This window comes from Aestuariivirga sp., from assembly GCF_037139295.1.
In the GTDB taxonomy this organism is placed as follows: Bacteria; Pseudomonadota; Alphaproteobacteria; order Rhizobiales; family Aestuariivirgaceae; genus Aestuariivirga.
The window spans coordinates 45,424-58,296 of the sequence record NZ_JBAXGR010000005.1 but is presented as its reverse complement, the minus strand read 5'-3'; the positions used below and the strand labels follow the sequence as shown (position 1 = coordinate 58,296).

Annotated in this window: 8 protein-coding genes; 5 read left to right on the top strand and 3 right to left on the bottom strand. The window is 64.5% G+C overall.

Annotation, left to right across the window (positions count from 1 at the left end; genetic code table 11):
- Window positions 1-4: 4 nt before the first annotated feature.
- Window positions 5-1,183 carry an MFS transporter gene (locus WCJ41_RS03030; RefSeq protein WP_336904349.1) on the top strand — a complete coding sequence of 393 codons (1,179 nt, stop codon included), beginning with the start codon at window positions 5-7 and terminating at the stop codon, window positions 1,181-1,183.
- Here the strand turns inward: WCJ41_RS03030 and dgcA are convergent.
- Entirely contained in the window at window positions 1,149-2,126 is a 978-nt protein-coding gene (gene dgcA / locus WCJ41_RS03025; RefSeq protein ID WP_336904348.1) for an N-acetyl-D-Glu racemase DgcA, read from the bottom strand. The genes WCJ41_RS03030 and dgcA overlap by 35 nt on opposite strands.
- Window positions 2,127-2,145: 19 nt before the next feature.
- On the bottom strand, window positions 2,146-7,182 hold the full coding sequence (locus WCJ41_RS03020) for a hypothetical protein (protein ID WP_336904347.1): 5,037 nt from the start codon (window positions 7,180-7,182) through the stop codon (window positions 2,146-2,148).
- 282 nt (window positions 7,183-7,464) lie between these two features.
- On the opposite strand from WCJ41_RS03020, the gene WCJ41_RS03015 reads away from it, so the two are divergent.
- The 4 genes from WCJ41_RS03015 (at window position 7,465) to WCJ41_RS03000 (ending at window position 11,036) form a co-directional block, all read left to right on the top strand.
- Window positions 7,465-7,836 (top strand): Hpt domain-containing protein, encoded by a 372-nt coding sequence (locus tag WCJ41_RS03015; RefSeq protein WP_336904346.1) that lies wholly within the window; start codon window positions 7,465-7,467, stop codon window positions 7,834-7,836.
- 78 nt (window positions 7,837-7,914) lie between these two features.
- The gene (locus tag WCJ41_RS03010; protein ID WP_336904345.1) at window positions 7,915-8,235 is read left to right on the top strand and encodes a 2Fe-2S iron-sulfur cluster-binding protein; all 321 of its coding nucleotides are present in this window, start codon (window positions 7,915-7,917) and stop codon (window positions 8,233-8,235) included.
- Between the two features lie 16 nt (window positions 8,236-8,251).
- Window positions 8,252-9,280: an NAD(P)/FAD-dependent oxidoreductase gene (locus WCJ41_RS03005; protein ID WP_336904344.1), complete on the top strand. Its 1,029-nt coding sequence runs from the start codon at window positions 8,252-8,254 to the stop codon at window positions 9,278-9,280.
- A 187-nt stretch (window positions 9,281-9,467) separates the two neighbouring features.
- Window positions 9,468-11,036 carry a DUF87 domain-containing protein gene (locus WCJ41_RS03000; protein ID WP_336904343.1) on the top strand — a complete coding sequence of 523 codons (1,569 nt, stop codon included), beginning with the start codon at window positions 9,468-9,470 and terminating at the stop codon, window positions 11,034-11,036.
- A gap of 1 nt (window position 11,037) precedes the next feature.
- On the opposite strand, the gene WCJ41_RS02995 is transcribed toward WCJ41_RS03000, so the two are convergent.
- Window positions 11,038-12,831: a cation:proton antiporter gene (locus WCJ41_RS02995; protein WP_336904342.1), complete on the bottom strand. Its 1,794-nt coding sequence runs from the start codon at window positions 12,829-12,831 to the stop codon at window positions 11,038-11,040.
- Window positions 12,832-12,873 lie beyond the last annotated feature (42 nt).

Below are 12,873 nucleotides of genomic sequence, written 5' to 3'. Positions count from 1 at the left end.
CCCCATGCCATCCCGCAATTTCAGCCTCAGGCTTTCGCTGTTCAATGCTGTGCTGTTCCTCGGCAGCGGCATCCAGCTGCCGTTTTTGCCGCTGTGGCTGAAGGACCGGGGCTTGCCTGACTCACAGGTTGCAATGGTCGTCGCGCTGATGATGGCGGTGCGCATCCTTGCCATTCCCTTCGGCACCTTCCTTGCCGACCTGACCCAGCGCCGGCGCGCGGTGATCATCGCCTGTGCCTTCGGCTCGACGGCTGCGTATTTCCTGCTGAGCGTCATGACGGGTTTCTGGCCAATCCTCGTGACCGGCATGCTGGCTGCTGCCCTGCTGGCGCCCATCGTGCCGCTGACGGAAACACTGGCGGTGGAAGGGAGCGCCCATTACGGCCTCGACTACGGTCGCATCCGGCTGTGGGCCTCGCTCAGCTTCCTGACGGGCAGCCTGGGTGCGGGCGCACTGCTCGAGGTGATACCGGTGACATGGGTGATCCTGCTGATCGCCTGTGCCCAGGCGCTGGGCGCCTTCGTCACGCTGCTGCTGCCGCAGGACAAGGCCGTGCGCGCCGCAACCAAGGCCGAACCAATCCGCCTTTCAGGCCTTCTCGCGCTGGTGAGTACCGCAAGCTTCATCGTCTTCATGCTGGCGGCGGGGCTGGGCCAGGCGAGCCATGGCTTTCTCTATGCCTTCGGCTCGGTCTATTTCGAGGCGCTGGGCTATTCAAAATTCGTGATCGGCATGCTGTGGGCGGCAAGCGTGATGGCCGAAGTGCTGATGTTCGCCTTCTCCAACCGCTTCTACAAGGCCTTCGGTTCGGCGCGACTGATCATGCTTGGCACCGCCATCGCCAGCTTCCGCTGGGTGGTCACGGCACTGGCCCCGCCGCTGGGCATCCTGTTCCTGGTGCAGACGCTGCATGCGGGTTCCTTCGGCCTGACGCACCTGGGCACCATGCACTATATCCGCGAGCGCGTGCCCGCGAACATGCGCAACACCGCGCAGGGGCTCTATTCGGTGCTGTCGAGCGGCGTGTTGCTGTCAGGCACCATGTGGGCCTCGGGCGCGCTCTATGCAGGGCTCGGTGGCGGCGCCTTCTTCGTGATGGCGGCGATCTCGGCGCTGGCCTGTGGGCTTGCGCTTGTTCTGCAGGCGATCAGCCCCAGAGGTCAGGCGGCGGCGGCTGCATGAGGCTGCCGTCGAAGCGGATCGCCGGAACGCGGTCCTGCTTCAGCAGCAGCGGGCCATCGAGGTCGATCACGTCCGCCAACGGGGTGAGCAGGAAGGCCGGCGCCATCGCCAGCGAGGTGGCCAGCATGCAGCCCACCATGATGCCGAGGCCGCGCTCCTGTGCGGCGCGGGCGAGTGCTATCGCGGGGGTGAGGCCGCCCGTCTTGTCGAGCTTGATGTTGATCGCGTCATACTTGCCGATGAGCTGGGCGAGAGAGTCGAGGCCATGGGCCGATTCATCGGCACAGACGGTGACAGCACGCGAGATGGTCCGCAACGCCTCGTCATTTCCGGCGGGCAACGGCTGTTCCACCAGCTCGACGCCGACATCGGCGCAGGCGGCGAGCATTTGGGCAAGATTGTCCGCCGTCCAGCCTTCATTGGCATCGACGATGAGACGGCTTGCGGGCGCATTGCGGCGGATGAGCTTCAACCGCTCGGCATCGCCCCCGCGGCCGAGCTTCAGCTTGAGCAAAGGGCGTGCTGATGCTTTCGCTGCGGCCTCGCCCATCGCTTCAGGCGTGTCGAGGCTCAGCGTATAGGCGGTGACCGCGGGCTTCGGCTCCGGCAGACCGGCGAGTTGCCAGACGGGCTTTCCGGCTTGTTTGGCGCGCAAGTCCCACAGCGCGCAGTCGAGCGCGTTGCGCGCGGCATGCGGCGTGAGGACGGAGGCAATGTCACCGTGTGACACGCCCGCCTCGATGCGGCTGCTGGCAGCCTCGAGCGCGGCCGTCACCTGCGGTACGGTTTCCTCGTAGCGCGGGTAGGGCACGCATTCGCCATTGCCCACATGGCCGCCGTCCGCGAGCGTCACCGTCACGACATGGACCTCGGTCTTGCTGCCGCGCGAGATGGTGAAGCTGCCGGCGATCGGCCAGCGTTCCTCGGCGATGGTGAGGCGCATGGCTTTTCCGCCGACGCTCTTAGTTCTTCGTCGGCGACTTGCCGCGGCCGGTGGAGGTGCCGGGACCGGACACGTCCAGCGAACCGGACTGGCGCTTCACGACGTCCGCCAGGGCCGCGAGTGCACCGATCTGGTCGGCGACCACGCGGCGCATGGCGTCGGCGTTGGAGCGGGTCTCCTCGGGCAGTTCCGTCAGCGCACGCATCAGGTCATTGCGGGCAAGGTCGATGTCCTTCACCACCTGCTGGGCGGTAAGGCGCATGTCCTGCGCCGTTTGCTGGAAGTCGGTCGCGGTGGAGGACAGCATCTCGTTCATCGCCGACATGGCGCGCTCATGCTGGTCGCGCAGCACGCGCACCGCCTGGGTGATCTGGCCGCCGGAGGTCTCCTGCAGACGCTCGATTTCCTGCTCGAGGTTGCGCGTTGCAAGCGCCGACTGCTCGACAACGATGCGACTGATCTCGCGCGCCTTGGTCTCTGACGCGGCAAGTGACTCCTCGATGAGGGTCATGTAGCCACCCATCACCTTGTCGATCTCGCTTGCCTGCTTGGCGGCATCCGAGACGAGGCCTTCGAGCGCCAGCTTGCGGTCTGCCAGGACGCGTTCCATCTCGCCGTTGAAACGTTCGATCGAGCGCTGCACCAGCACCGTTGCGTCGTCGAGGCGCTCGGACACGCGCGTCGAGGTGCCTTCGAGGCGGCCGGTGAGATCGCTCGAAACGGTATCGAGGCGCTCGTCCATGGTGCTTGCCGCACTGGCCAGCTGCTCCGCGAGGAAGCTCGTCGCGGTCTCGACGTGCTTGGAGAACTTGCGGTTGGCCTCATCAAGCTTGATCGCGGTGCTGGAGGAAATCTGTTCCAGCTCGCGTGCAGCCTGCTCCACACGGCTGGTGAGCTGGCTCGAATCCTGCGCGATGCGGCCGGTGACATCTTCCGCGGTGGAGGTCATCTCCTGCGACAGGGCCTGGCTGGCCTTGCCGAGGTCGGCGAGGATGGCGCCAGAGGCCTGGTCGAGGATGTCGGCGAAGCGCATGCCCGTGCCGTCGAGCTTGGTGTTGAGCTCGTCGGTGACGCGCTCCAGCATGCCCGTCGAATTGTCGAAGCGCTGGCGCAGGAGTTCCGCTGTCTTTTCGATGCGGGCGAGCATGGACGTGCCGGCGGTATCGAGCTGCGAGGTGACCTCGGAGGAGGCATCGCTCAGGCGCTGCCCCATGACGCGGTTGACGTCGCTCACCTGCTGGGTGACGCGCACTGCGGTCTCGGAGAAGCTGTCGGTCATCTCGGTGGCGGTCTTGTCGATCTGCTGCGCCATCATGCGGGTGTTGGCGATGAACAGTTCGTTGAGGTCGGCCGAGGTGCGGTCCAGCTGCTCCGTGAGGGCCTCGGTCTTGTCGTTGAACAGTAATGCGAAGCTGTTCCAGGTGGTGTCCAGCGTGCCGCTGAGGCGCTCGGCGTTGACCGAGAACAGGCTGGAGATCCGCTCGGAGGTCTGGCCCAGCTCTTCGCTGAGCTTGCCGGTGTTGGTGGTGAAGAGATCCGACAGCTTGAGCGAAGTGTCTTCCAGCTGGCCGTTGAGCATCTCGGTATTGGTGGTGAACACGTCCGACAGCTTGAGAGAGGTTTCCTCGAGCTGGCTGTTGAGCATCTCGGTGTTGGTGGTGAAGATTTCCGAGAGATGCGAGGACGTTTCGTCGAGGCGGCGCGTGAGCGTCTCGGTCGAGTTGCCGAAGAGGGCCGAAAGATCGGTCGCCGCCTGGTCGAGCTGGCTGCCGAGGCGCTCCGAGGTGTGGTCGATCAGCTGGCCCAGCTGCTGGGATGAGGCATCAAGCTGGGTGGAGAGGCGGTCGGTGACGGACGCCACCTTGGTGACGGCATCGCCGGCCGAGGTGCTGATGTAGTCAGTGATGCGCTGCGCGGTGTTTTCCAGCTCGCCCGACATGTGGGCCGAAACCTGGTCGAGCCTGGTGTAGAGCTTGGTCGCCGTGGTCTCGAGTTGCCCGGTCATCGACGAGGTTGTGCCGTCGAGCTTGCTGTAGAGCTGCATCGTGGTGTCGGCAAGGCGCTTGGTGACGTCCTCGGAGGAGGTGGTGATCGTGGTCAGCAGGTCCTCGCGGGCCCGCGCCAAGTTGTGGGTGAAGCTGTCCGACACGGTGATCAGCTTGTCGGTGACCTGGCCACCCGAATTCTCGATACGCTCAGCGAGCGCCACGCCGGATTCCGCCATCTCGCGGTTGACGATTTCGGCGGTGTCCTTGAGGTGCGAGGCGACGGTGTTGCTGGTCGAGGCCATCAGGTCGTTGACGCCGCGCGCCACGCTCTCGAGCTTCGAGCTGATGCCGCCTGAAGTCTGGTCGAGCTGCAGGTTCACATCATCGATGCGGCTCGCCACCGTTTCGGCAGTCTCGGCGATGCGCACGTAAAGGCGCTCCGCCGCGCCGTCGACCTTCAGTTCAAGATCATCGGCAGAGCCCGAGATGAGCGACTGGAAGGAGGTGGCGGAATTCTCGAAGCGGTTAAAAGCTTCGTTCACCGTGGTCTCGACCGATCCGATGATGTCACGCGTGGCGGTGCCGATCTGGCTGACCACGGCGCCGGCGGTGCCGGTGATGACGTCCTGGAAGGTGCGGTTGGCCTGGTCGAGCGAGCCGGTGGCCGCGCTGACCGAGGTTTCGACCTGGCCGTAGAAGCGCTCGGCGGCACCGTCCACGCGGCGCTCGATTTCCTCCGAAGCGCCGCCGATCAGTTCCTGGAACATGCGGGTCGTGTCGTCGAGGCGGCCCGAGGCCGTGGCGATGGCGCGCGACACCTGGTCCTCAATGAGCGTCGTCGAGGTGCCAAGGCGCTGCTCGACGTTGCCCGTCACCTGCGCGACGATGTCGTGGAACAGGCCCGATGCATCGTCGATGCGCGAGCGCGCGGTCTCGACGGCGGTTGCCATGAGGGCATTGAGCGCCTCGCCGGAGACGCCGATGCGGTCTTCCAGCCGGTCGCTGGTCTGGCTGATGACGGAATGGAAGGTGGTGGCAGCCTCGGTGAGGCGGCTGTTGGCGGTGCCGAGGACAGCCTCGAGCTGGTCCAGCATGTCGCGGGTGCGGCTGTCGAGCTGGCCCAGCACGTCGCCACTGGTGTGGCTCATCAGGGTGCGGAGTTCCGCCGAAGTGTCCTCGATGCGGGCGAGTGCCGCGCCCACGGACTCTTCGATACGGCCGATCACGTCGCCATGCGTGGCATCGATGCGCGAGGTGAAGTCGTCGGTCACGCGGGCAATCGCCGCTTCGACGCGCGAGGCGGAATCGATAACGCGCTGGGCGGATTCGAGGTTCTGCTGGTCGAGTGCTGCGAGCACCTGCTGCGAGGATTCGCCGACGCGCGCGGCGGCGGCCGCCGTGCGGTCCTCGATGGCGTAGAGGAGGCGGGTGGCGGTTTCCTCGACGCGGGTCGAGATGAGGCCGGCCTGCTCGTCGAGGCGGGAGAACACGCCGCCTGCCGAATCGTCGAGCCTGGTGATGATGGTGTCGGCGCGGTTGCCGATCTCGTCGATCAGGCGGCCCGTCGTCTGCTCGATGCGGCCCGAGACGCCGGTGCTCATCGAGCCCAGCTCCTCAAGGAGCGCGGAGGAGGTCTGGTCGAGGCCGGTGAGGAACTGCGAGCCTGCCGCATTGAGGCGGCCGGCCACCGTGTCGGTGGCTTCGTCGACCGCGGCGGACACACCGGCTGCCGACTGGTCGAGATAGTTGATGAGCTCGGCGCGCGACTGCGCGACGCGGTCGATGTAGTCGGAGGCCACCGACTGCATGCCCTGCGTGACGAGCGTGCGGCTCTGCTCGAGGAGCTGCGAGGTGTCGACGCTGACGCGCTCGAGGTTGCCGGTGACATCTTCGGCGATGGTCTTGAGGTGGAAGCCGAGGTTGCTGCCGGTTGTCTGCACGACCTCGGCGAGTTCGGCCACCTGCTGGCGGATCTGGTCGGACGATGTGATGCTCGAGCGTTCGATGACGCGCGAGATGTCCTCGTGCACGGCGGCGAGCGAATCGACCGCGTTGCGCACCAGGCCGGTCATGTTCGCTTCCATGTCCTGCACCGTGCGGCCGAAGTCGACCGTCTCGGAGTTGAGGTTGGAATAGGCCATCTTCATCTGGTCGATTTGCGAACCGACCTGGTCCGAGAAGTCGCGCAACTGGCCCAGCATCTGGGTGGAGACGTCCTCCATGTGGGCTGTCTGCATGCTCATGTCGTTGCCGGCGGCGGCGGCGCGGTCGGTCATGTCGTCGACGGCGCGGATGATCGAGCCCGAGACGTCGCGCAGGCCACCTTCGAGGCGGCCCAGCGTGTCCTGCGCGGCGATCATGATGCCGTCGAGGTTCTTGGTGTTGTTCTCGAGGCGGGTGATCAGCGGATTGGTGTCGTTCGAGATGAGAAGTGCGGCCTGGTGCAGGGCGGAGCGCTGGTTCTCGATGCCGGCGACGAGGTTGCGGATGCGCTCCTCGTTGCCACCGAAGGCACGCTCGATGGCGGCGATTTCCTTGTGGACGATCTCTTCCAGCACGGCAGCGCGCTGCACCGCGTGCTCGACGCCACCGACCAGCAGGTCGACCTCGGAGCGCACGGCCTGGGCAATGGTGGTGAGGCCTTCGGTTGCAATGTCCTGCGGGCGGACGAGGCGCATGGCGGACTGGAACAGGGCTTCCGAGACCTGGCGCATGTCGGCGGCGCGCCACAGGGTGAAGGCGCCAATCCAGATGACGGCGACGGGCACGAGCAGCAAGGCCAGCACCTGCAAGACGGTAGCGGCCGGGGCATTGCCGCCGAGCGCTGCAGAATTGGCGTAGAACCAGCCGAAGGACCACAAGGCGATGAGAATCACCGAGACAACGGCATAGGGCATGAAGGAGGGGCGGCGGCGCATCTTGGCCAGCAGCATGGCAGTGCCGGGATCGTTCTCGTTGGCGGGGCGGCCCTTGACTGGCTCACCCGACAGCCTTGGCGTGTCGCGCCTCGAGGCATCCGCGTCGGCCTGGCGACGGTCGGAACGGCGCGTGTCGGTCGTGTTGGCCATGTGTCAATTCCCGCACTATTACAAACATGCGGCTCCCTTTGGGTTGCCGCGTTGCTCCAAACGCATCCCATCAGGACACGGCTTCGCAAACTTTACCATAGACCATCAGGACGGCGGGTTGAACCCGCGACAGGCCCTCCGCACACGATTATTTAAAAATTGGTTAAAGGCTGCGGGGGCATTGAAAAATTTGTGGAAAATGCGGTCTTCACGCATTCCCTTTACCAACTGCTCAGGCTTGCGGCGTAGCCTCTTGGCAAGGGTGTGTGGGAGTGTAAATCCATGGCCAGTGCCAAGCGAAAGCCCGAGGCCGACAGCGCGGTGTTCGACCGCCTGGGTCTTGAGCATAATACCATGCATGATCAAAGGCTTGCGGCAGAGGTTCTGGGGCTTTTCCTGGCCCAGCTGCCAGCCACGTTGCAGCTTCTGGATGAGGCGGCGACCATCGCTGAATGGAAGTTCGCTGCCCACACGTTGAAGGGGTCCTGTGCTGCTGTTGGCGCGCAGAAGTTGCAGAACCTGGCTGCCTGCCTGGAAGTTCTGACCTTTCCGGGAGATGCCCAGCTACGCATGCTCCGTCTCCAGGGCCTGAATGCGGCGGCGGCGGAATTCCGCGAGGCGGCCCGCAGCGCCTATCACCTTCCCGTGGCCTGACGCGCCCGCAGTTGTGTTCCAGCTGATGATCCCCTAGAAACCCGTTCGAAAAAACGAACGGCTTTCAGTGGGTCTCGCATGGCAAAAATCACCTTCATCCAGCACAATGGCACCGAGCAGACGGTGGACGGTCTTCCCGGCATGTCCGTCATGGAGACGGCCGTGAAGAACCAGGTTGCCGGCATCGATGCCGACTGCGGCGGGGCCTGTGCCTGCGCCACCTGCCACGTCTACGTCGAGCCCGACTGGGTCGAGAAGGTGGGCGCGCGCAACCCGATGGAAGAGGACATGCTGGATTTCGCCTTCGACGTGCGCGACAATTCCCGCCTCTCCTGCCAGATCAAGGTGTCGGACGCGCTGGATGGCCTGCGCGTGAAGGTTCCCGAAAAGCAGTTCTGAGGAAGGACGAGCACCTATGTCGGATGTGATCACCACGGATGCCGTCATCATCGGCGCCGGACCCTGCGGGCTCTTTGCCGTGTTCGAGCTGGGCCTGCTCGACATCCGCTGCCATGTGGTGGACATCCTCGACCGTCCCGGCGGCCAGTGCGCCGAGCTTTATCCTGAGAAGCCGATCTACGACATTCCGGCACTTCCCATCGTGACGGGAGCCGAACTCACCACGCGGCTGCTCGAGCAGATCAAGCCGTTCCACCCGGAGTTCCACTTCAACCACATGGTCACGGCTGTGACGAAGCTCGGTGACGCCGACTTCGAAGTCGAGACCGATGGCGGCCTCAGGTTCCGCTCCAAGGTGGTCGTGATCGCGGCGGGCGGCGGCTCTTTCCAGCCCAAGAAGCCGCCGATCCCCGGCATCGAGGCTTACGAGAATGGCTCCGTCCTCTACTCAGTCAAGAAGATGGAAGCCCTGCGCGACAAGGACGTGCTGATCATTGGCGGCGGCGACTCCGCTCTCGACTGGACGATCAACCTGCAGCCCATCGCGAAGAGCCTGACGCTGCTCCACCGCCGCGACGATTTCCGCGCCGCACCGGATTCGGTGAAGAAGATGCGCGAACTGGTCGAGGCCGAAAAGATGTCGTTCAAGCTCGGCCAGGTGACGGGCCTCAAGGGCGAAGTCGGCGTCCTTTCGGCAGCTACCGTCAAGGGCAATGACGGCCAGAGCTTCGACGTTGCCTGCAATGCCATGCTGCCGTTCTTCGGGCTGACCATGAAGCTCGGCCCCGTGGCTGAATGGGGCCTCAACCTGCATGAGAACCTGATCCCGGTGGACACCGAGAAGTTCGAGACATCCGTCGAGGGCATCTTCGCCATCGGCGACATCAACACCTATCCCGGCAAGCTGAAGCTGATCCTGTCAGGCTTCCACGAGGCGGCGCTGATGGCGCAGAAGGTGTTCAAGCTGAAGAACCCCGGCGAGCGGCTGATGTTCCAGTACACAACTTCGAGTTCGAACCTGCAGAAGAAACTGGGCGTCTCCTAGAGGGCGCCTGAACGCATGGGTTGCCGTTTGTGCCGGACGGCACCTGCCGGCTTTAACGTTACTCAGCTTGATTTTTTGCGAACGGTTGACTTCGTTTGGCGTTGGGTATCTGCACAGGGCAGTGCAGGTTTCATGATGACGGCGGGTCCAGGTGACAACTGATATCTTGCTCGGAAGAATAGTCTCGGTGACTGGTGCGGTCGCAACCGTGCGGCTGAGCGACCCCGCCATCGCTGGCGTCGATGCAGCGGGACACGACATCGCATCCAGCGCTGGCGTCGGCGCAATGATCAAGATCGGTGTTGGCCGCAACATCGTCTTCGCCTCGGTCGACTGCGTGTTCCCGTCTGGAAGCCAGGACGAGTTCCTCGATGCGGAGGTGAGCCTCATCGGCGAGGGCTCGCTCTCCGAGGCGGGGCAGGTGGTAGATTTCCGTCGCGGTGTTTCGCAATACCCGTTCCCGGGCGACCGGGCCTATTTGACGTCGCACGCAGACTGGGCAACGATCTTCCGGATCAAGGGCACCACCACCATCACGCTCGGGGATATCCATGCAACGCCCGACATCAAGGCGTCGCTCAATCTCGACGCGCTGCTGAGCAAGCACTTCGCCGTCCTGGGCTCGACCGGCGTCGGCAAATCCACCACCGTGGCAGCCTTGCTGCACAAGATCCTCGATGCGGCGCCCAATGGCCACGTGGTTCTCATCGATCCGCACGGCGAATATGCCGCCGCCTTCAAGGACAACAGCATCCACCTCGACGTCGAGTCGCTGAAACTGCCGTTCTGGCTGATGAACTTCGAGGAACATGCCGAGGCCTTCCTGACCAGCGATGGCGCCTCACGCGACCGCGACCGCGACATTCTCGGCAAGTGCCTCCTCCACGTGCGCCAGAAGAACTACCTCAACATCGACATCGAGCGCGTCACGGCGGACAGCCCGGTTCCCTATTTTATCGCCGACCTGCTGGAGCAGCTTGAACTCGAGGCGGGCCGGTTGGAGAAGTCGGCAGATGCCTCCCGCTACATTCGTCTGAAGCTGAAGATGGAGGAGGTTTGGCGCGACCCGCGCTATGGCTTCATGTTCGGCAACAGTCTGATCGCGGATTCGATGGGCGATCTCCTCTCCACCCTGCTGCGCATTCCCACTCATAACAAGCCGCTGACCATCGTCGACGTTTCCGGCATGCCGTCGGAGATTGTCAACGTCGTCGTGTCGATGATCTCGCGGCTGGTGTTCGACTATGCCATCTGGTCACGCGCGGAGCGGAGCGTTCCGGTTCTGCTGGTCTGCGAGGAAGCGCAACGCTACCTGCCGCGCGAAGATGGCCACATGAAATCGGCCGCCCAGCGCAATTTCGAGCGCATTGCCAAGGAAGGCCGCAAGCACGGCATCTCGCTGGGGCTGATCTCGCAACGCCCTTCGGATCTTTCCGAATCCGTGCTGTCGCAGTGCGGGTCGCTCTTCGTGCTCCGTCTCACAACCGAGCGCGACCAGCACTTCATCAAGAGCGCGGTTCCCGATTGGGCCCATGGCGTGGTGAACGGCATCTCCTCGCTGCGAAACCGCGAATGCATCGTCTTTGGCGAGGCGGTTCCCATGCCGGTGCGCGTTGCAATCGACTTCCTCGATGAGTCGCGCCGTCCGAGTTCGAACGATCCGAACTTCACCAAGTCGTGGAACGAGACCCAGGACGATCCGGGCATGGTTGGACGCATCATCACCCGCTGGCGCAACCAGCGGCAGGACGCCTGATCTATTCCGCCGACTTCTCACGCCGCAGGCGCTTGCGCGCGAGTTCAAGCTCTTGCCTGCGGTTCGGCCGGCCCAGAAGCTTGCGGAACCCGTCGCGCCGCTCATGCACGGAGGCGATGGCGAGGCCCATCGGAACGCCTGTTTCAACCAGCAGTGCCTCGCCCAGTTGCAGGCTGGATTCGATCGTCTCCGGCACGGCCTCGGTGACACCTGCGGCATAGAGCCTTTGCGCGTGCCGCTCGTCGCGGGCCCGCGCGATGATCTTGAGGTCATCACGCTGCGCGCGGGCCACGCGTACCACCTCGTCGACGCGCACCGGATTGTCCATGGTGACGGCAAGCGCACGCGCCTGCGCCAGTCCGCAGCGCTTCAGGAATTCGGCATTCGCGGCATCGCCGTAATAGACCTCGCTTCCGGCCTTGCTTTCGCGCGCCACGAGGTCGGCATCGGCGTCGACGGCGAGATAGGGAATCTTGTGCTCATCAAGCATCGAGGCGATGAGATGGCCGACGCGACCGAACCCTGCGATGATGACCCGCTGCTCGCTGTCTTCCGGAAGCAACGTCTGCATGGCCGCCGCTGCAGCCCGCTGGCGCAACGAGCGGGTGAGGGCCGCGCCGATCCTGGCGAGAAAGGGGATGGCAATCATGGTCAGCGTGACCAGCAGCATGATGTTGCGGCTGGTGGGATCATCGATCAGGCCATAAGCCAGTGCCGTGCCTGCGATGACGAAGCCGAACTCGCCGCAGGGGCCAAGCAGCATGGCCGACTCGAGCGCCGCGCCGCGGTTCACCCGGAACAGGCGCGCCAGCACATAGATGATCGTACTCTTGAGGAAGATGAGGCTCGCCGCGATGCCCAGCGTGTAAAGCGGGCTTGCGAACAGCGTGTCGAGATCGAGCTTGAGGCCGATCACGAGGAAGAAGGTGCCGAGCAGCAGCCCCTTGAAGGGCTCGATCACAGCCTCGATGGCGCGGCGGTATTCCGTCTCGGCCAGCATCAGCCCGGCAATAAAGGCGCCGAGCGTCATGGAGATGCCAGCGAGGCTTGCCGCTGCTGCAGCGCCCACGGCGATCAGCAGCGTGGCGGCCATGAACAGGTCGGAACTGCCGGTGCGAGCCACCAGCCGCAGCAGAGGGCGCAGCAGAAAGCGGCCGACGCCGATGATGATGGCGATGGCCACGCCGGCCTGCAGCAGGGCGAGGAGAACGCTGACCGCGACATTGCCCTCGCTGCGCTGCCCGAGGATGGGAACCAGCAGCAGCAGGGGGATGACGGCGAGATCCTGCATCAGCAGGATGGCGAAGCTGAGCCGCCCGGTCTGCGAGCCGAGCCGCTTCGAGTCCGACAGGAGCTGCACGACGATGGCCGTGGATGAGAGCGACAGGGCGGCGCCCGCAACGAGGGCTGCGCGCATGTCGAAGCCAAGCAGCAGGGTCGCTGCAGCGACGGCGACGAGGCTCAGTACCACCTGCAGCCCGCCCAGGCCGAAGACCAGCCGGCGCATGGTGTTTAGCCGCTCGAAGGAGAGTTCGAGCCCGATGAGGAAGAGCAGGAAGACGACGCCGAGATCGGCGATGTGGGAGAGGCTTTCAGGATCCGCGATATTGAACATCGACAGCACTGGCACGTAATGCGCAAGGTTGCCGAGAATGTCGGGGCTCAGCAGCACGCCCATGATCAGGAAGGCCAGCACGGCATTGACGCCAAGCCTGAGGAACAGCGGCACGGCAAGCCCCGCCACGCCGAGGACGATCAGGAATTCCTTGTAGTAGAAGGCTGTCTCTGACGGCATCTTGCCTCACCCCTCGCCACAGTGTGGGGCAGCGTCGCCGGC